The sequence below is a fragment of the Agathobaculum desmolans ATCC 43058 genome, from assembly GCF_000701665.1.
GTDB lineage: Bacteria > Bacillota > Clostridia > Oscillospirales > Butyricicoccaceae > Agathobaculum > Agathobaculum desmolans.
In genome coordinates, this window is the sequence record NZ_JNJN01000019.1 from 29,308 (window position 1) to 47,239 (window position 17,932).

Consider the following 17,932-nt stretch of genomic DNA (forward strand, 5'->3'; position numbering starts at 1 on the left):
ATACAGCGGTATAATAAAGGTACCATTATGTAAGGAGAGGATAACAATGGGATGTTTTTACTGCGATGAGCATCATGAGGGCCGCGAGGCGATTATGTTCAAGGTCGGCGATATGAAGGCGGGTACGCTGTATCTGTTTAAGGATCAAGCGCACAAGGGCCGCTGTGTGCTGGCGCTGGGTACGCACAAAAAGGAACTGTGCGAGTGCGATGCGCAGGAGCGCACGGATTTCTGTGCTGACTTGGCGGCGGCTTCGGGCGCGATCAAAAAGCTGTGGGGCTGCACCAAGCTCAACCTCGGTTCGTATGGCGACAGCAACCCGCATCTGCATTTCCATATCGTGCCCAAGTATGAGGGCGGCTTTGAATTCGGCGGCAGCTTTGCCATCACCAATCCGGAGCCTGTATACCTGAAGGACGAGGAATACGAGCAGATGATCGCAGCGCTTAAGAACGAACTGCATATCTGACAGCGTCCATGCGCTGCTGTAAAACGCGGCGATACACAGAACAAAATACAAAAGCTGGGGTATACATCCTCAGCTTTTGTGCTGTTGGGAGAGATCAGCTCCGGCTATGCAGAAAAACAACAGGCAGAGCGACTGAAGGTACTGATATTCGGTAAACGCGGCAGATTGAGGCAGCAATTTGCCCGCTGTTAAGCAACAGGTGCTTTTTGTAAAAAGGCTGACAAGATGAATGCCCGGAGCGTTCAGAAACTGTTAAACGGTCTTTAACGGTATTTTAACGGTTTTTATGCTATACTATATCGTGTAATATTGCCGATGGCAGGGGAGGGAGCTTGCTTGCAGAAGAAAAAAGCCAAAGAGAATCTGTTTACCTTTACGTTTCGGGACTTTCTGATTTTTTTAGGTATCTTTGCTTGTGCTGTAGAGCTTTGCATCCTGCTGCGCATGGCGGATAGCACGGACGGTTTTGCCTCGCCGGTGTTTGTGCTGGCGGTGCTCCTGATTTCACGTTTTACCAACGGTTATCTGTTTGGAACGATCGCAGCGGTATTGAGCGTAATCGGTATCAATTACATTTTCACCTATCCATATTGGGAGTTCAATTTTACGCTGTCAGGTTATCCGCTTACGTTTTTGACGATGCTGGGCGTTTCGCTGGTCACCTGCACAATGACAACCAAGATTAAAAAGCAGGAACGGCTGCGGACAGAAGGAGAAAAAGAGAAAATGCGGGCGAATCTTCTGCGGTCAGTTTCGCATGATATTCGTACGCCGCTGACATCGATTGTCGGTGCGACTTCGGCCGTGCTGGAAAATCCTGAACTGTCTGAAGCTGATAAGTGCGAACTGATTCAGGATGCGCGGGACGAGGCACAGTGGCTTATCCGTGTGGTGGAGAATCTGCTGTCCATCACACGCATTGGGGATGCGCAGGCACAGATATCCAAGCAGTCCGAGGCAGCGGAGGAAATTATCGGTGAAGTGGCGCGTAAGTTCCGTAAGCGGATTCCGGATGTACATCTTACAGTGGTTGTACCGGATGAGGTGCTGATCGTACCTATGGACGCGATCCTAATCGAGCAGGTATTGAGCAATCTGTTGGAAAATGCTGTAATACATGGTGAAACCACAACGGAGATTCGTCTATCGGTAGAGCGGGACGGTGCATATGCTCGTTTTGTAGTGCAGGATAACGGCGCGGGCATTCCAGCAGGGGAACTGCCAAAACTGTTCGACGGCACGCTGAAGCGCAGTGAAACTGCTTCGGGAGACGGAAAGCGTAATATGGGACTTGGCCTGTCTGTCTGCATGGCGATTGTACGGGTGCACGGCGGCACGATGGATGCGAAAAATCGATCAGAGGGAGCGGAGTTCAGTTTCAGGCTGCCGCTTTCCGAAAAGGAGTGGCAGGAAGTATGACGATACGGGAAAAAGTGCTGATTGTGGAGGATGAGAAGAGCATTGCGCATTTTATCTCCGCGATCCTTACATCTAACGGATATGAAACGATCCGCGCACGCACCGGAGCAGAGGCGATGACCATGCTTTCTTCTCACTGCCCGGATCTGGTGATTCTGGATCTGGGTTTGCCGGATATGGACGGGCTGGAGGTGCTGAACAGCCTGCGCACCTGGTCCAGCCTGCCGGTCGTGGTGGTATCGGCCCGCACGCATGAGCACGATAAGGTGGAGGCGCTGGATCTCGGTGCGGATGATTATTTGACCAAGCCGTTCGGTACGGCGGAATTGCTGGCTCGGGTGCGTACCGCGATCCGGCATACGCGCACCACATCACCCAGCAGTGAGATCGCCCGACAGGGTACGTATACGGTTGGGGAACTGACGATTGATTACAACAAACATCAGGTGATCGTGCGCGGGGAAAATGTACATCTGACGCTCAGCGAGTTCCGCATTGTGGCACTGCTCGGCAAGTTTGCGGGCAAGGTGCTGACTTATGATTATATTATCAAGGAGCTGTGGGGGCCGCGCGCAGGAGGAGATAATCAAATTCTGCGGGTAAATATGGCCAATATACGCCGGAAGATCGAAAAAAATCCGGCAGAACCCGAGTATCTGTTTACCGAAGTGGGAGTAGGCTATCGGTTAGCGGAAAACGAGTGACCGCCGGCCTATCAGCCTGCCGTATGGCGGGGAGAAGGGGGCGGCACAACCAAAGATCAGCAGCCGGACCGGATCGGTATGATGCCGGTTCGGCTTTCTGTTGAACCGCAGAGGAAAGAAAAAGGTGACATTTTGCAGCAATCGTGGTATAATTTCAGAAATACAAAGTGGTACGGCATTTGTGTGCAAAAACGGGTAAACGATACGCATCCGGCCGTACAAGTGATGGAGGAATGAAACCTTGCTGTTACGAACCTTGCTGAGCGGGGATCTGCGCTCGGCGCTGATTATGCTGGCGCTGTCACTGCCGGCGATCGTTCTGTGCCTGTCCGTGCATGAAGCGGCGCACGGCGGCGCAGCCTATCTGCTGGGCGACCGCACGGCCCGGGATTCTGGACGCATGACCTTGTCGCCGTTGGCACATATCGATCCGGTGGGTTTTTTGTGCCTGCTGTTGTTCGGCTTCGGTTGGGCAAGGCCGGTACCGGTCAACATTTCGAATTTCAAAAACCGTCGTTCAGGTATGGCGATCACTGCACTGGCAGGACCGGCGGCAAATTTTGTCACGGCTTTCTTTGCTTATTGTCTGTATTTTCTGGTGGGAATGGTTGACGGCAGTGTATTTATGCAGGTGCTGGGGCAGTTCCTGCTAACCGTAGCAAGCATGTCGGTCGGCTTGGGGGTATTCAATCTGATCCCGATCCATCCGTTGGATGGATCGCGCGTATTGGATGCTTATCTGCCGTTTTCCTGGTCGCTGAAGATTCAAAAGTATCAGCCGGTCATCCTGCTGGTATTTATTCTGGCGCTGTGGCGCGGCTGGTTGGATATTCTGATGTCCCGTGTGGGCGTGGTGATCTTCCGCTGGGCGGCACGCTTTATCGGTCTGTTTTTGTAAGGCAGCGGTATGGATTTTCATTTGGAACATTTCGAAGGCCCTTTGGATCTGCTGCTGCATCTGATCGCCAAAAACAAGGTCAGCATTTATGATATCCCGATTTCGGAGATCCTTGATCAATATATGGAAGTGCTGCACGCAGAGCAGGCGATGGATCTGGATGTGGCGGGGGATTTTGTGGCTATGGCGGCGCAGCTTGTCTATATCAAGTCCAAAATGCTGCTGCCCCGCCGTGAGGAGGAGGAAGACGAGGATCCGCGCGCCGGCCTGGTCGAGATGCTGCTCGAATACCAGCGGCTCAAGCTGGCAGCACCGTATTTTCAAGAACGCGGCGAACTGGGGCGGGATATCTTTGTAAAACAGCCCGAGCCACAGCAGGATACACCGCAGGAGTATCATCACACGGTACGGGATCTGGTTCGTGCAGCGGAAAATATGCTGCGCAAGACCAAACGGCGGGTACCGCCCCCGGCGAGCGCCTTTACCGGGATCGTCGGGCATGAGCCGGTGCCGGTCGAGGGCAGGATCACTGCGATCCTGCGCCGGTTTTTGCATCAGGTACGCCTGCCGTTTCGCCGTTTGTTTGAGGATGCTTCCAGCCGTTCGGAGATCGTAGCGACCTTTTTGGCGGTGCTGGAGCTGTCCAAAACACGGCGGATCTATCTGGAAGGCGAGGGCGAGGATATGGAACTGACCCTGACAGGGGATAAAGGAGAGTAACGCTGCATGACCGAACTGGAAGCAGGTTTGGAGGCCGTGCTGTTTGCCGCGGGGGACGCGGTGCCGGCAGAGCGGCTGGCTGCTGCATTGGAAACCTCGCCGGAGGAGGTGTTTCATGCGGCGGAAGCCTTGCAAAGCCTGTATGATTTTGAGAAGCGCGGCATCATGCTGCTGCGGCTGGAAGATAAGCTGCAGCTTGCTTCGCGGCCGTTGTATGCCGCCGCAGTACGGCGGGCGACCGAGTCGCGCCGGCCGCCTTCGCTTTCTCCGGCAGCGCTGGAGGTGTTGACCATTGTGGCATATCGCCAGCCGGTGACACGCGCCTTTATTGACCAACTGCGCGGTGTGGACTCGGGCGGCACGGTGGCAGGACTGGTGGAAAAAGGGCTGATTGAAGAGGCGGGACGCATGGATGTGCCCGGCCGTCCCATTCTGTACCGGACGACCGAGGCGTTTTTGCGTGTCTTTTCCATCAGCAGTCTGCACGAACTGCCCGCGCTGCCTGCATTGGAGGAAAATGAGCAGATGGAGCTGGATATGAGCGGCAAAACCGCCGAACAGACGGGAACGGAGTGAAGCGCATATGTCCATGATCCTGTGGATCATTGCGATCCTGCTGGGGCTGGCGCTGCTGCTGCTGGTGGCTGTATGTCTGCTCAGCATCCGCACCGGCGTGGACGCTGTCGGGATAGACGGCGAGGTCAGTGTGGAGGCGCGTTACGGTTCACTGCGCATTCCGGTCTGGCCACCGCCTGCACCGGAGCCAAAAGAGCCGCAGCAGAGCGCAGCAGAGGAACAGCCGAAAAAAAACGAAAAAAAGCGAAAATACCATTATGTGCTAAACCGGGAAGCATTGGATATTGGTGAAATTGCCGATTTGGCGTTGACCATGCTGAGCGAATTGGCAGACGAACTGCGGATCAGCCGTCTGCGGGTGCGGGTGCGCATTGCGACGGCGGATGCGGCCCGTACCGGCATGCTGCTTGGCGGAGCATCCGCGCTGACCGGTATGCTGGTACCGTTTTTGGAGAATACTTTTGAAATGCGGGACTACCATGTGGATGTGGATGCGGATTTCGAGGAAGAACAGACCCATTGGGCATTTACGGTATCCTGTTCGCTGCGCCCGCTGCGGCTGCTTTGGGTGCTGCTGCGGCATGGCAGGGAGCTGTACCGTTTGTATAAACGATTGATCAGGAAAGAAGAGGCGATAGAACATGAGTGAACATCCTATCAGTGAATTGATGACACAAACCATGACCAAGATCAAGGAGATGGTGGATGTCAATACCATCATCGGCACGCCGATCACCACGGCGGACGGAACCACCGTGATCCCGGTTTCCAAGGTGACGTTTGGATTTGGTTCGGGCGGCAGCGATTTTGCGCCCAAACACGCATCCGGGCAGGCGCCGCTGGCGTTTGGCGGCGGCGGTGGCGCAGGGGTAACGGTTTCGCCCGTGTGCTTTTTGATCATCAGCCGGGACGGCAGCGCCAATATCCTCGGTGTGAATGCGCAGGCCTCCACCACGGTGGACCGTCTGGTCGAAATGATTCCGGGTGCGATCAACAGGGTTTCCAGTTTTATGGAAGGCTACAAGGGAAAGGCAGAGCCGAAGACGGCGGCGGAACCGGAGTCGGACGTATAAGGGCGCTTTTCTCCGCAAAACCTACTCATGCAGGAATGAGTAGGTTTTGTTATGCGGGGAAGAGGTGCCGAAGTGAAAAAAACAGTGTGCTGCTTGCTGCTGATGATGCTGTGCATCCCGGTGTCGGATGCGCTGAGTGCGCAAAGCGCAGTGGTGATCGATGCGGATACCGGGGATGTGCTGTTTGAGCACAATGCGGATACACGGCTGCCGATGGCTTCTACCACCAAGATCATGACGGCGCTTGTCGCGCTGGAGACCGGTGGGCTGGAGCGGATGTACACGGTCAAAAAAGAATATGCCGCGGTGGAGGGCTCTTCCATGTATTTACAGGAGGGGGAGCGAATCACCCTGCGGGATACGCTGTATGGGCTGATGCTGGCCTCGGGCAATGACGCGGCGGTGGCGATCGCGGAGGAATGCGGCGGTTATGATGCGTTTGTGGAAAAGATGAACGCGAAGGCGGCAGCTCTCGGCCTGAAAGATACGCATTTTGTCAATCCCAACGGTTTGCCGGATGCATCACATTATACCACGGCGCATGAACTGGCGATGATCACGGCAGCAGCATTGCGAGACCCGGTGTTCCGGCAGATCGTGGCGACACAAAGCTGCACGGCGGGCGGCCATGTCCTGACCAATCATAACCGTCTGCTGCGGATGTATGACGGTGCGATCGGCGTAAAGACCGGATTTACCCGCGCGGCGGGGCGGTGTCTGGTATCGGCGGCGGAGCGCAGCGGCAGAACCTTGATCGCAGTGACCCTGAATGATCCGGATGATTGGAACGATCATATTGCGCTGCTGGATGCGGGATTTGCACAATACGAGCCGGTAACACTGCACGGGGCGGGAGAGACTGTGGTTACCCAACGTGTGTTCGGCGGGGATGTGGAGCAGGTGCCGCTGACGGCACAGCATACGGTAACTGCCTATTTGCGTCCCGGGGAACGCGATAAGTTAAAGACTGTCCGTTACGGCGAAAAAATATGTTATGCGCCGGTCGTGCGCACGGCCAATGCCGGACGGATCGAATACCGGTTAGGTGAGCGGGTGTTGGGGCAGGACACGCTGGTTTACGGCGGCGCGGCACTGCTGCCGCCGGAGGAGAAAAGCATCGGAGAGCGCCTGCTCGACCGTTTATTTGGCGGCGAACAGGCGCAGACGATTGAAAAACAGGATGCAGGAGGAGAACAGTGAAGGAAAGAGTACAAAAGCTGCTCGCGCAGGCGGGTCTGTGCTCCCGCCGGGAGGCGGAGCGGTGGATCGCGGACGGGCGTGTAACGGTGAACGGACGCAGGATTTCGCTCGGCGATCAGGCGGACGCACAGCGTGATAAAATTCTGGTAGACGGCAAGCCGGCCGGCAGCTCGGAAGAGAAAAGATATCTGATGCTGTACAAGCCGCGCGGCTATGTGACGACGATGAAGGATGAGCGCGGACGTAAAACGGTTGCCGATCTGGTGCGGGGCTGCGGCGCACGTGTTGTGCCGGTTGGACGGCTGGACTATAATTCCGAGGGACTGCTGCTGCTGACCAACGATGGTGAGCTGGTGCACGCGCTGACCCATCCGCGGCATGAAGTAGCGAAGCATTATGAGGTGCGTGTGCGTGGTCGGCTGAACCGCATCCCGCAGCTCGGTGAACCGATGACGATTGACGGTTATGCAATTCGTCCGGCGGAAGTTTTCATTTTACAGCAGGATGAGCAGAGCGCCAAGCTGCGTCTGACCATCCATGAGGGACGCAATCGACAGATCCGCAAAATGTGTGAGCAGTGCGGTTTGGAGGTGCGCCGCCTTAAGCGGGTGGCGATCGGCACGCTGCCGCTCGATCCTGGACTGCGTGCCGGCGCATGGCGCGAACTGACCGGGGATGAGGTAGCATATTTGCAGGAGATTGCTGCAAATTTGCAGGATTGATGCAAAACATCTTGCATTTTTTTGCTGCACCGCGTACAATAAAAGGGATAATATTGCGGGGAGAGACTGGCCATGAACGACCTGATCAATAAAATCCAAAGCGAGCTGCCCGGGTTTTCCAAGGGACAGAAGCAGATCGCGCGTTACATATTGGAGCATTACGACAAAGCCGCGTTTATGACGGCCAGCCGACTGGGAACGACGGTGGGCGTCAGTGAATCCACCGTGGTGCGGTTTGCAACCGAGCTGGGATATGACGGTTATCCGCATTTGCAGCGCGCCTTGCAGGAGATGATCCGCAATAAGCTGACATCGGTGCAGCGCATGGAGGTATCAAGCGACCGCATGGGCGGGCGCGATGTGCTGCAGACCGTGCTGCATGCGGATATGGATATGATCCGCCAAACGCTGGATGAGCTGGATCGGGATGCGTTTCAGGGTGCGGTGGACGCACTGATCGGCGCAAAGCGCATTTACATTCTGGGAGTGCGTTCCTCGAGTGCGCTGTCGAATTTTCTTGGGTTTTATTTTAACCTGCTGTTTGAAAATGTACGGCTGGTACATACCAACAGTGTCAGCGAGATTTTTGAACAGATGCTGCGGATCGGGCCGGGGGATGTGGTATTCGGCGTGAGCTTTCCGCGTTATTCCAAACGCACGCTCAGCGCGATGCAGTATGCCCGTGACCGGGGCGCCCGCGTGATCGCGCTGACCGATTCTCGGCTGTCGCCGCTGGCGCGGGTGGCGGATCACCTGCTGCTGGCCCGCAGTGATATGGCAAGTTTTGTGGATTCGCTGGTGGCGCCCCTGTCGGTGGTCAACGCACTGATCGCTGCGGTAGGGATGAGCCGCCGGGATGAGATCGAGCAGACGTTTAACAAGCTCGAGCGCATCTGGGAGGAATACGACGTATACGAAAAGCTGGAGGACGACACGAATTGAACATCATTGTGATCGGCGGCGGCGCGGCCGGGCTGATGGCAGCGGGAACAGCGGCGGAAAACGGCGCGCATGTGACTCTGTTTGAAACAAACGAAAAGGTAGGGCGCAAGCTGTTTATCACAGGCAAGGGCCGGTGCAATGTGTGCAATCATTGCGATACACCGACGGTGCTTCAGAACGTGCCGGTCAATCCGCGTTTTTTGTATTCTGCGCTGGGCTGCTTTGCACCGGCCGATGTGATGGCGTTTTTTGAGAGCCACGGTGTACCCCTTAAAACCGAGCGCGGCAACCGTGTATTTCCGGTGTCGGATCATGCTGCGGATATCATTGACGCACTTTTTACATGGATCAAACGCAGCGGCGTTATCATAAAACGGGAGACGGTGCAGGAGCTGGTGATACGGGATGGTCACGTTTGCGGCGTGCAGGCAGGCGGAACAGTTTTCTCTGCAGATCGCGTTATTGTAGCAACGGGCGGCGCCTCCTATCCGCAAACCGGCTCCACCGGGGATGGCTACCGCTTTGCCAAAACGGTGGGGCATACGGTCGTACCGCCCAACCCCTCGCTTGTGCCGCTGGTCACGCCCGGCGGCTGTGAAGAGCTGATGGGGCTGAGCCTGCGCAATGTGCAGGTCACCGTGTTTGAGGACAATAAAAAGCTGTGGTCGGATTTTGGTGAAATGCTGTTTACGCATTTCGGCGTGTCCGGGCCGCTGATTCTGTCCGCATCTGCGCACATGCGGCATTTCGGAAGCCGGGCGTACCATCTGGAGATCGACCTCAAGCCTGCATTGGATGAAAAAACGCTGGATAAGCGGCTGCTGTCGGATTTTGACAAGCACAAAAACAGCGATTTTATCAATGCGCTGGGCGATCTGCTGCCGCGTAAGCTTATCCCCGTGGTGGTGCGGTATTCCGAGATCGACCCGCATGCCAAGGTCAATGGGATCACCAAGGCGCAGCGGGCGGCGCTGCTGCACACGCTCAAGCACTTTTTGGTGGTTGTTTCGGGCAAGCGTCCGATTGCAGAGGCGATCGTAACCACTGGCGGGGTCAATGTGCGTGAGGTCAGCCCCAAAACGATGGAGTCGAAAAAATGTGCGGGCCTGTATTTTGCGGGTGAAGTGCTGGACGTGGATGCTTACACGGGCGGCTTTAATTTACAGATCGCGTGGTCGACCGGCCGTTTGGCCGGCTTGTCGGCAGCGCAGCGGGAGGAAGAACGATGGGCTATATTGCAGTAGCGATAGATGGGCCTTCGGGCGCGGGAAAATCCACGGTGGCGCGTGCGGCAGCAGCACGGCTGGGCTATGTATATGTGGATACCGGCGCCATGTACCGGGCAATCGGGCTGGCAGTTTGCCGCCGGGGTATTGCGGAGGAGGATACGGCGGGGATCATTGCGGTTTTGCCGGAGATCCGCCTTGCCATTACATATCAGAACGGTACGCAGCATGTTGTGCTGAACGGCGAGGATGTATCGGAAGCGATCCGTACTCCGGAGATCGCGCGGTATGCGTCCAAGGTGTCGGCTGTGCCGGCTGTGCGGCAGTTTTTGCTTGATGTGCAGCGCGGCATGGCGGAAAACGGCAATATCCTGATGGATGGCCGCGATATCGGTACGGTGATCCTGCCGCAGGCACAGGTCAAGATTTTTTTGACCGCCTCGGTGGAGGCACGTGCAGAGCGGCGCTATCTGGAGCTGTGTGAAAAAGGACAGGCTGTGACGCGGGAGCAGGTAGCGGCTGATATTGCCGAGCGGGATCGGCAGGATATGACCCGCGCCATCGCTCCGCTGCGGCAGGCGGAGGACGCGGTGCTGCTGGATACAAGCGCACTGACGCTGGAGGAAAGCATTCAGGCCGTGCTGCGCATCATACAGGAAAAAACAGAGGAGTAAACAAATGAAGTTCAAATATCACCGCTGGTTTCAGTGGATCGCCGTGCCGTTTGTGGCGTTGGCGTTTCACATTTATTTTGGTTACAAGGTCATCGGACGGGAAAACATCCCGGAAGGCGGCTGTGTGGTCTGCCCGAATCATGTGCAGCTTTCCGATCCGCCGTTTGCGGCGGTCGCGCTGACCCACCGCACACCGCTGCGCCTGATGGCGAAAAAAGAGCTGTTCCATAAAAAAGCTTTTGCCTGGCTGATCGCGGCGCTTGGCGCGTTCCCGATCGACCGCGAAGGTGCGGATATCACAGCGATCAAAACCGCACTGGGCAGCGTAAGGGCAGGGCAGAAGCTGATCATTTTCCCGCAGGGCACGCGCGGCGCAGCCGAAGGGGAGACCAAGAAGGGGGCAGCGATGCTGGCAGTCAAGACCCGTGCGCCCATCCTGCCGATGTACATCACGGAGAACAAGGGCTTCCGCTGCAAGGCAACGATCGTAATCGGTGAGCCGTTCCGGCCTGATCCGGCGGAAAAGGATTATGCGGTGATCGCGGATGACATCCTACACCGTATTTATGCCCTGAAGGAGCAGGTATGAGCGTTACAGTAGCGGATACTGCCGGGTTCTGCTTTGGCGTGCGCCGTGCGGTCGATTTGGCGGAACAGCAGGCCGGAAAGCAGGGGACGATCTACGCTTTCGGTGAGATCATCCACAATATGCATGAGATCCGACGGCTGGAGCGCTGTGGTGTGCGCACCGCGTACACACTGGAGGAGATCCCGGAGGGGGCAGCGGTGCTGATCCGCGCCCACGGCGTGCCGCGCACGGTTTACGAAGAACTCGAGCGCAAATCCTGCCGTGTGTTCGATGCGACCTGCCCCTTTGTGCAGAAGATACACCGCATCGTGGACGAGGAAAGCCGGGCAGGCCGGCTGGTGGTTATTCTCGGCAGTGCAGGCCATCCTGAGGTGGTCGGGATCGAAGGGTGGTGCGGTGCATCGGTCGTGCTGGATGGCGAGGAGCAGGCACGCGCCTTTGCTGCACAGCTGACAGACCCGGATCGTCCGATTTCAGTCGTCGCACAAACAACGATCAACCGGGCGATTTGGAATATTTCCGTTGGTCTGATAAAAAAAAGGTGTACAAACCTCAAAATTTTTGATACAATATGTAAAGCGACGGATGAGCGTCAGTCGGAGGCTCGTCTGCTTGCCGGTGCGTCGGATCAAATGATCGTGATCGGCGACAAAAAAAGCTCCAACACCAAGCGGCTGTATGAAATCAGCCGGTCGCTGTGCAGCAATGTGCTTTATATCGAGGACGCCACAGAGCTTACTACGCAGGAGCTCTGCCGGGATGGGCGCGTCGGGATCACAGCAGGGGCATCGACACCGGCATGGATAATTAAGGAGGTCAGTAACATGATGAGCGAAGAAATTAAAATTGAAAATGGCGAAGACTTTGCGGCAATGCTCGAAGAGTCTTTCAAAACTTTGAATACAGGAGAGAAAGTCACCGGCACCGTAGTCGCAGTATCCTCGACCGATGTTCAGGTCGACCTTGGCGTAAAGCACACTGCGTATATTCCGCTGAGCGAGCTTTCCGATGACCCGAACTACGACGTAGCGGCGAACGTTCACCCGGGCGATGAGATCGAAGCGGTTGTTGTTCGCGTAAACGACGGCGAGGGCACGGTTACCCTGTCCAAGAAGCGCGTCGATCAGCTCAAGGGCTGGGAGACCATCGAGAAGGCCTACGAGGAGCATACGGTTGTGGAAGGCACGATCGTGGAAGAGAACCGCGGCGGCGTGGTTGCAACTGCGTTCGGCGTGCGCGTTTTCATCCCGGCCAGCCAGACCGGCGTGCCGAAGGATCAGCCGATGAACCAGCTGGTCAAGACCAAGCAGTCCTTCTATATCACCGAGATCAACCGTCAGCGCAAGCGCGTAGTCGGCTCTATCCGCCAGATCCAGCAGGAGGCCCGCAAGGCTGCTGCAGAGCAGATCTGGGGCACCATCGAGATCGGCAACGAGTACGAGGGCACGGTCAAGTCGCTGACCTCCTACGGCGCGTTTGTTGACATCGGCGGCGTGGACGGCATGGTTCACATCTCTGAGCTGAGCTGGGGCCGCATCAAGCACCCGTCCGAGGTTGTTGCTGTTGGCGACAAGGTCAAGGTGTTTGTGATCGGTCTGGACAAGGAAAACAAGAAGATATCCCTCGGCTACAAGCGCGAGGAGGACAATCCGTGGAACGTGTTCAAGTCCAAGTACGACATCGGCTCTGTGGCTGAGGTCAAGATCCTCAAGTTCATGCCGTTCGGCGCGTTCGCTGAGATCGTTCCGGGCGTGGACGGCCTGATCCATATTTCTCAGATCGCGGATCACCGCATCGCCAAGCCCGAGGATGTACTCAAGGTTGGCCAGCAGGTGGAGGCTAAGATCATCGATATCAACGATGAAAAGAAGAAGGTTTCCCTGTCGATCCGTGCGCTGCTCCTCGGCGACGACGAGTACGACGACGAATAATTCCCGTATAACGAAGAAGCACCCAGCTGGGTGCTTCTTTTTTGTGGTAAAATGCCAGCTGCTATGGTATAATAAGGCATCGAATATAGAGATAGAGGATAGAAAGAAGGATGCACGATGAAAAAACAACTGCAAGGCATTGGGCTGATTTTATTCGGTATGCTGCTGCTCGTTGAGGAACGCTGACTGCATAAAAGCCATCGCTTCGACATGACACAGGCGCAGCGGCCGGAGGGATTGGAAGTATGAAAAAACTGGTGATTTATATACATGGCAGGGGTGGCAGCGCGGCTGAGGCCGCGCGGTATCAGCCGCTTTTTCCGGATGCGGATGTGATCGGCTTTGCGTATCAGGCGCAAAACCCGTGGGAAGCAGCGGAAGAGTTCCCACGTTTTGTGGATACATACCGGCAATTCTACGATGCCGTTTGGCTGATCGCCAACAGCATCGGGGCATTTTTCGCGTTGTCCGCACTGGATCAAAAGCGCATAGACAGGGCGTTTTTGATTTCACCGGTGGTGGATATGGAACGGCTGATCGGTGATATGATGTGTTGGGCTGACGTGAGTGAAGAAAAGCTGCAAGAACAGCGGGAAATCACGACCGATTTTGGCGAAACACTCTCGTGGGATTACTTGTGCTATGTACGGTCGCATCCGATTGGGTGGGATGTGCCGACCTGCATCTTGTATGGGGAAAAGGATCACTTGACTTCTTGGGAAACGATTTCCGCTTTTGCCGAAAAACATACCGCTCCGCTGACGGTCATGCCGGGCGGCGAGCATTGGTTCCACGCGGAGGAACAGATGTGTTTTTTGGATGATTGGCTGAAAAACGCTGCAAAGATCGTGTGATCAATGCGAGAAAGCGTCATCCTTTTTGTCACAGAGATCATTATGAAAGCATTCGGACATAAAAAACTGCGGGGGACAGAGCGGAATGCTCTGTCCCCCTGCGGTTTTTCCGGCATGTGAAAAGTGATATCAATAGAGAGAGTAGCGGAGGTTTATTCCAACGGTAAAAGTTCGTTTTTGAGGAAAGATTCCTTGCAGCGGAAGGCAATCTTGGTAGATTGGGTGCCGTCGATCACGCCCGGTGTGGCCTTCCGTCCGGTCGCTACGCAATCGCAGAACTCTTCGATTTCAGTGATGTAAGCGTCATGCCAGCGGGTGATGAAGTCCTGATAGCATTCACGGCAGACACCGTGCTCGCTCATGACCTCTACCAGCGAATCGGTCGGTACGGATGCGATGCGCAGGGTGCCACGGGTGCCGACGATCTCGGTCTCCACGTGCGAGCCGTGCGCCGCAGCGCGGCCGGCGAAGAAGAATGCCATGGCGTCGTTTTCCATCTGCATCAGGCCGCTGACGTTGTCGCCGTCGTCCCAATCCTTGTACTGCTTGAATTCATAGCAGCCGCCGATCGCCCACAGCTTCTTCGGCTCGGAGCCGGTCAGCCAGCGGATCAGGTCAAAGTCATGGATGGACATGTCAATGAACTGACCGCCCGAACGGGGCGCGTATTCCAGCGTGCCTTCAATGATCGAAATCGGGTCCTGCGAGTAGCAGCGAACGAGGATCACATCGCCGATATCGCCGTTGTCCATCTTCTTTTTGGCGACCTGATAGGAATGATCGTAGCGGCGCATAAAGCCCAGCATAAAGGTCAGATCGGGATGTGCCGCAATAATGGCTTCGGCTTCTTTGCACTTTTCTACGGTATCTGCCAGCGGCTTTTCGCAGAATACATGCTTGCCGGCATCCATAGCAAGGCGGATCATTTCAACATGGGATGCGGTGTTGGTGATGATCGCAACAGCTTCCACGTTGGGATCCTCACACAGCGCTTTGGGATCGCTGTAAACGGCGGTCACGCCCAGCTCGGCAGCAACCTGCTTGGCGCGGTCGAAGTTTGCGTCCGCGATGGCAACCAGTTCAGAACCGGGCACGCGGTTGGCAATATTGCAGGCATGCTCATAGCCCAGACGGCCGACGCCGATGATACCGATTTTCAGCTTTTTCATAGGGATGCTCTCCTTTATCAAAATATTTTCAGGCGGTGGGTTCCGGTCAGATGCCGGTGTGTTCCTTGACGTATGCGCGTGCCATGCGGGCATATTCCAGCGGATTGGCCTTGGCGGGGTCTTGTTCGGCTTCCACGATCAGCCAGCCTTCGTACTGATACTCGTCAAGCAGTTTGAACACGGTCGGGAAGTCTACGCAGCCCTCCGGATCGCCCGGTACAGTGAAAACGCCTTCCGGGATGGAGCGCAGGAAGCTCTTGTTTTCTGCATAGCACTTGTCCATAGCGGGTTTGCGGACGTTTTTCAGATGCACATGCCCGATGCGGTCGTGGTGCTTTTTGAGGATCTCGATCGGATCCTCTCCGGAGAAGGTGAGGTGGCCGGTATCGTAGATCATGCTGACAAATTTTGGGTCGGTCATTGCCAGCATACGGTCGATTTCGGCAGTGGTCTGCACGGTGGTGGTCATATGGTGGTGGTAAACGATCTTCATGCCGCTGTCGTATGCAATTTTGCCGAGGTGATCCAGTCCCTCAGTGAGCACGTCCCATTCGTCATCATTCAGCACCTTTTTGCGGGAGAGCGGTGTGTTCCATTGGTGCTGGATGGAGAAGGACTGGTCGGATACGTTGATGACTTCCGCGCCGATTGCTTTTAGGAAGTTCATGTGATCGACAAAAGCGCGCTCGTTCCACCATAGGGGTTGTTCGTTTAAGTAGGTGCTGATCCACGCGGTAACGGCAGAGATGCCGCGGCGTGCAAACTCCCGGTTGAGAATGGCGGGGTCGCGGGGGTACTGGCAGCCGATCTCTGTGCCGGTGTAGCCGGTCAGTGCGATCTCGCTGATGGTCTGGAGAAAGCTATTCTCCGCACCCATTTCAGGCATATCGTCTTCAGTCCATGCGATCGGCGCAATACCGATTTTGACCTTGTTCGGATCTAACATGACGGGTTCCTTCCTTTCTGATGGTAGCCGTTTCGTTTTCTGTGCTTACAGTTTAGCAGTTTACGGGCGGATTTTCTTTCAACTTCTTGAGATTGCTGCAAAAAAACTGGGAGCGGCAATAAGAAGCCGAAACCGCAGATAAATACCGAATTTTATGCATGAATTTAGGGGATGCAGCGCGGATCGCTTATTGTGGCCGGAGGTCTTTTGATTGGTTTTTTTGAAAATCCTGCTGTTACACTGTTTCCGGCACAGCGCGTGCCAAATGGTCATCATGCAGATTGCAGATGTGCCTGCGCCTAACAAGCTGATATATAACTTGCTTTTATTTTCATACACTCGCTTTCTTTTTATCAAGTCAAGCGCTTTGCGGTTGCCGCAGAAAAGCAAGAAGTTAGTAGTTTTTGATATGCGGATATGGTATGATAAATATGGCGATATCTGAGAAGAAAGAAACCTATTGCACATCATATAACGTTTTCTGTGTGATTTTCGCTGTATCTGCAATGATTATATGGTGAAAAGCGTGTGAACGTGTTCTTGAGGTAAGATAGAGTATGGTGCACGTGGAAGATCCGGTGCAGGTATGGCAGCTTCGTTCATACAGTGTGAGACTGGCCGGCGTGGAATCTGCGGAGCTGCAGTGGCGGCAGCGTGGCCGCTGCACGGAAAAAACGGTATCGGGATACAGAAAAGGAGAGCGAAAATGGCACAGCAGAATCCTTTGAATGTACAGTGTTTTGTAAAAAAGGATTTTCAATCCATCTTTACAGGAGAAAACAATCCCAAGCTGCTGTATGTCAGTGATATTCGGCCGGATGCAAGTGCACATCCACGGGTGATGCACGCACATGAGGATTTCGTGGAGATCATTTTGATTTGCAGCGGTTCGAGTGAATATCTGATCCATGATAAAAAGTATTTCATCCGTCCGGGGGATTTGCTGATCTATAATGCCGGGGTGGTGCATGATGAGATATCGGGGCCGGATATTGAAGTCGGCAGCTATTGTGTTGCAATCGGCGGACTGCATATGCCGGGGCTGCGGGAGAATGCGCTGTTGCCGGACGATGCGGGTTATGTGTTTCCCTCTGGGCAGAGCTTTGGAGATCTGCGCATCCTGTTTGAAATGATGTTCCGTAATTTGGCGGGGGACGAGCCGCGTGCGGAAGCCTTTTGCCACAGCCTGATGCATGCACTGCTGGTCAAGGTATTGGCTGTTACCGATGGGGCGCGGGCTGCGGATGAAAAACCGGTGGAGGATCCGCCGGTTTTGGGACGGCGGATCAAGGATTATATAGACCGGCACTACATGGAGCCGATTACTTTGCAGACGATGGGAGAGGCGCTGCACATCAGCCCGTATTATCTGTCACATGTGTTTAAGCAGATGAGCGGCTATTCGCCGGTGCAGTATCTGCTGCGGCGGCGGATCGGGGAGGCACAGACACTGCTGATCACCACGGATCTTTCGATCACCCGCATTGCGGAAATGGTTGGTTATGATACCCAGAGCTACTTTAATTTGCAGTTCACAAAAAATGTCGGACTGCCGCCTAATAAATTTCGACAGAACTATATTGTTGCCCAGAAAAACGAAAAAAGCAGCCGCCGAAAGAAATAACAGAGGTGTATTCTGCGCGGATGGAGAGAGAAAAACGTTTAAGCGGTAAGGATAGGCGATCCACGCGGCAGCTCGTATCGAAGCACAACTGCGGTGTAAATATATAAAAAGTCAGGCATTGTGATATGATCCTCCTAAAGTAGACCATGGAAAAAACCAAAATCTACTTTAGGAGGATTTTTTATGGGCAAAATAA

The 17,932-nt window shown here is 55.1% G+C and carries 19 protein-coding genes; 17 read left to right on the forward strand and 2 right to left on the reverse strand.

Features of this window, described 5'->3' with window-relative positions; genetic code table 11:
• Window positions 1–46: 46 nt before the first annotated feature.
• The 16 genes from T363_RS0106465 to T363_RS0106540 all read left to right on the forward strand — a co-directional run bounded on the left by T363_RS0106465 (window position 47) and on the right by T363_RS0106540 (window position 13,997).
• Entirely contained in the window at window positions 47–469 is a 423-nt protein-coding gene (locus T363_RS0106465) for an HIT family protein (RefSeq protein ID WP_031474364.1), read from the forward strand.
• A gap of 336 nt (window positions 470–805) precedes the next feature.
• The gene (locus tag T363_RS0106470; RefSeq protein ID WP_242840241.1) at window positions 806–1,888 is read left to right on the forward strand and encodes a sensor histidine kinase; all 1,083 of its coding nucleotides are present in this window, start codon (window positions 806–808) and stop codon (window positions 1,886–1,888) included.
• Window positions 1,885–2,592, forward strand: coding sequence for a response regulator (locus T363_RS0106475; RefSeq protein ID WP_031474368.1), 708 nt, complete (start codon window positions 1,885–1,887; stop codon window positions 2,590–2,592). Before T363_RS0106470 ends, T363_RS0106475 begins: the two co-directional genes overlap by 4 nt.
• A gap of 241 nt (window positions 2,593–2,833) precedes the next feature.
• Window positions 2,834–3,490 carry a site-2 protease family protein gene (locus T363_RS0106480; protein WP_051643141.1) on the forward strand — a complete coding sequence of 219 codons (657 nt, stop codon included), beginning with the start codon at window positions 2,834–2,836 and terminating at the stop codon, window positions 3,488–3,490.
• A 9-nt stretch (window positions 3,491–3,499) separates the two neighbouring features.
• A complete protein-coding gene (locus T363_RS0106485) occupies window positions 3,500–4,210 on the forward strand; it encodes a segregation and condensation protein A (protein WP_034971876.1) in 711 nt (236 codons plus the stop codon).
• 6 nt (window positions 4,211–4,216) lie between these two features.
• Entirely contained in the window at window positions 4,217–4,786 is a 570-nt protein-coding gene (gene scpB / locus T363_RS0106490) for an SMC-Scp complex subunit ScpB (protein ID WP_031474374.1), read from the forward strand.
• Between the two features lie 7 nt (window positions 4,787–4,793).
• Window positions 4,794–5,435, forward strand: a complete 642-nt coding sequence (locus T363_RS0106495) for a DUF2953 domain-containing protein (RefSeq protein WP_031474376.1) — start codon at window positions 4,794–4,796, stop codon at window positions 5,433–5,435.
• A complete protein-coding gene (gene ytfJ / locus T363_RS0106500; RefSeq protein ID WP_031474378.1) occupies window positions 5,428–5,859 on the forward strand; it encodes a GerW family sporulation protein in 432 nt (143 codons plus the stop codon). The genes T363_RS0106495 and ytfJ overlap by 8 nt, the downstream gene beginning before the upstream one ends.
• Before the next feature lie 72 nt (window positions 5,860–5,931).
• Window positions 5,932–7,059, forward strand: coding sequence for a D-alanyl-D-alanine carboxypeptidase family protein (locus T363_RS0106505; RefSeq protein WP_031474380.1), 1,128 nt, complete (start codon window positions 5,932–5,934; stop codon window positions 7,057–7,059).
• Window positions 7,056–7,781, forward strand: a complete 726-nt coding sequence (locus tag T363_RS0106510; RefSeq protein WP_031474382.1) for a pseudouridine synthase — start codon at window positions 7,056–7,058, stop codon at window positions 7,779–7,781. Before T363_RS0106505 ends, T363_RS0106510 begins: the two co-directional genes overlap by 4 nt.
• Window positions 7,782–7,853: 72 nt before the next feature.
• Complete coding sequence (locus tag T363_RS0106515; RefSeq protein ID WP_031474384.1) at window positions 7,854–8,723, forward strand: MurR/RpiR family transcriptional regulator; 870 nt, start codon at window positions 7,854–7,856, stop codon at window positions 8,721–8,723.
• The gene (locus T363_RS0106520) at window positions 8,720–9,967 is read left to right on the forward strand and encodes a BaiN/RdsA family NAD(P)/FAD-dependent oxidoreductase (protein ID WP_031474386.1); all 1,248 of its coding nucleotides are present in this window, start codon (window positions 8,720–8,722) and stop codon (window positions 9,965–9,967) included. Before T363_RS0106515 ends, T363_RS0106520 begins: the two co-directional genes overlap by 4 nt.
• A complete protein-coding gene (gene cmk, locus T363_RS0106525; RefSeq protein WP_031474388.1) occupies window positions 9,949–10,623 on the forward strand; it encodes a (d)CMP kinase in 675 nt (224 codons plus the stop codon). Before T363_RS0106520 ends, cmk begins: the two co-directional genes overlap by 19 nt.
• 4 nt (window positions 10,624–10,627) lie before the next feature.
• A complete protein-coding gene (locus T363_RS0106530) occupies window positions 10,628–11,212 on the forward strand; it encodes a lysophospholipid acyltransferase family protein (protein WP_051643142.1) in 585 nt (194 codons plus the stop codon).
• The gene (locus T363_RS0106535; protein WP_031474392.1) at window positions 11,209–13,143 is read left to right on the forward strand and encodes a bifunctional 4-hydroxy-3-methylbut-2-enyl diphosphate reductase/30S ribosomal protein S1; all 1,935 of its coding nucleotides are present in this window, start codon (window positions 11,209–11,211) and stop codon (window positions 13,141–13,143) included. Before T363_RS0106530 ends, T363_RS0106535 begins: the two co-directional genes overlap by 4 nt.
• A gap of 245 nt (window positions 13,144–13,388) precedes the next feature.
• Window positions 13,389–13,997 carry an alpha/beta hydrolase gene (locus T363_RS0106540; protein WP_031474394.1) on the forward strand — a complete coding sequence of 203 codons (609 nt, stop codon included), beginning with the start codon at window positions 13,389–13,391 and terminating at the stop codon, window positions 13,995–13,997.
• Between the two features lie 152 nt (window positions 13,998–14,149).
• Here the strand turns inward: T363_RS0106540 and T363_RS0106545 are convergent, their stop codons facing one another.
• Both T363_RS0106545 and iolE read right to left on the reverse strand, forming a co-directional pair.
• A complete protein-coding gene (locus tag T363_RS0106545; RefSeq protein WP_031474396.1) occupies window positions 14,150–15,166 on the reverse strand; it encodes a Gfo/Idh/MocA family oxidoreductase in 1,017 nt (338 codons plus the stop codon).
• A 46-nt stretch (window positions 15,167–15,212) separates the two neighbouring features.
• Window positions 15,213–16,112, reverse strand: a complete 900-nt coding sequence (gene iolE, locus T363_RS0106550; RefSeq protein ID WP_031474397.1) for a myo-inosose-2 dehydratase — start codon at window positions 16,110–16,112, stop codon at window positions 15,213–15,215.
• Between the two features lie 706 nt (window positions 16,113–16,818).
• Between iolE and T363_RS0106565 the strand changes: the two genes are divergently transcribed.
• On the forward strand, window positions 16,819–17,736 hold the full coding sequence (locus tag T363_RS0106565) for an AraC family transcriptional regulator (protein WP_031474401.1): 918 nt from the start codon (window positions 16,819–16,821) through the stop codon (window positions 17,734–17,736).
• The last annotated feature ends 196 nt before the right edge of the window (window positions 17,737–17,932 follow it).

Excerpts from the sequence above, each read along its gene's own strand:
- T363_RS0106465 (WP_031474364.1), top strand. The coding sequence starts at position 47 with ATGGGATGTTTTTACTGCGATGAGCATCATGAGGGCCGCGAGGCGATT.
- T363_RS0106475 (WP_031474368.1), top strand. The coding sequence starts at position 1,885 with ATGACGATACGGGAAAAAGTGCTGATTGTGGAGGATGAGAAGAGCATT.
- T363_RS0106485 (WP_034971876.1), top strand. The coding sequence starts at position 3,500 with ATGGATTTTCATTTGGAACATTTCGAAGGCCCTTTGGATCTGCTGCTG.
- scpB (WP_031474374.1), top strand. The coding sequence starts at position 4,217 with ATGACCGAACTGGAAGCAGGTTTGGAGGCCGTGCTGTTTGCCGCGGGG.
- T363_RS0106495 (WP_031474376.1), top strand. The coding sequence starts at position 4,794 with ATGTCCATGATCCTGTGGATCATTGCGATCCTGCTGGGGCTGGCGCTG.
- ytfJ (WP_031474378.1), top strand. The coding sequence starts at position 5,428 with ATGAGTGAACATCCTATCAGTGAATTGATGACACAAACCATGACCAAG.
- T363_RS0106515 (WP_031474384.1), top strand. The coding sequence starts at position 7,854 with ATGAACGACCTGATCAATAAAATCCAAAGCGAGCTGCCCGGGTTTTCC.
- cmk (WP_031474388.1), top strand. The coding sequence starts at position 9,949 with ATGGGCTATATTGCAGTAGCGATAGATGGGCCTTCGGGCGCGGGAAAA.
- T363_RS0106530 (WP_051643142.1), top strand. The coding sequence starts at position 10,628 with ATGAAGTTCAAATATCACCGCTGGTTTCAGTGGATCGCCGTGCCGTTT.
- T363_RS0106535 (WP_031474392.1), top strand. The coding sequence starts at position 11,209 with ATGAGCGTTACAGTAGCGGATACTGCCGGGTTCTGCTTTGGCGTGCGC.
- T363_RS0106540 (WP_031474394.1), top strand. The coding sequence starts at position 13,389 with ATGAAAAAACTGGTGATTTATATACATGGCAGGGGTGGCAGCGCGGCT.
- T363_RS0106545 (WP_031474396.1), bottom strand. The coding sequence starts at position 15,166 with ATGAAAAAGCTGAAAATCGGTATCATCGGCGTCGGCCGTCTGGGCTAT.
- iolE (WP_031474397.1), bottom strand. The coding sequence starts at position 16,112 with ATGTTAGATCCGAACAAGGTCAAAATCGGTATTGCGCCGATCGCATGG.
- T363_RS0106565 (WP_031474401.1), top strand. The coding sequence starts at position 16,819 with ATGGCACAGCAGAATCCTTTGAATGTACAGTGTTTTGTAAAAAAGGAT.